This is a genomic window from Methylobacterium sp. J-072, from assembly GCF_022829425.1.
Classification (GTDB): domain Bacteria; phylum Pseudomonadota; class Alphaproteobacteria; order Rhizobiales; family Beijerinckiaceae; genus Methylobacterium.
On record NZ_JAKSYK010000188.1, the window covers coordinates 1 to 403 of the forward strand.

The window sequence follows — 403 nt, forward strand, 5'->3', positions numbered from 1 at the left end:
CGACCGGAACAACGCCTTCGTCAGCGGCGGCGCGATCGCGCCCGGCCTGATCCTCAACGACCCGCGCGGCCTGTCGAGCCTCGACTACTTCGGCACCGTGCGCCGCCGCCTCGACTACGCCTTCGCCCGCACCCCCGTGTACGGCACCGGCGGCTTCGCCTACGCCTCGGGCAGCGCCGGCCGCTCGTTTGGCCGCTACGCCGCCAACGACAGCTTCCGCACCGGCTACGGCGTCGGCGGCGGCATCGAGTACGCCCTGCCCACCGACTCGTTCCTGAACTTCTTCCGCTCCTCGGCCGTCACGCTCAAGGTCGAAGGCCTGTACGTCAACCTCGACCGCGGCACCCGCAACCAGGGTGTCCTGCTCGTCAACGCCGCCAACCTCGCCCCGGCCTATTCCAGC

1 protein-coding gene is annotated in these 403 nt (G+C 71.0%); it reads left to right on the forward strand.

Going from position 1 to position 403, the window contains the following annotated elements:
* The coding region (locus MKK67_RS23615) for an outer membrane protein (protein WP_409568436.1) at positions 1-403 on the forward strand (403 nt) is incomplete at both ends.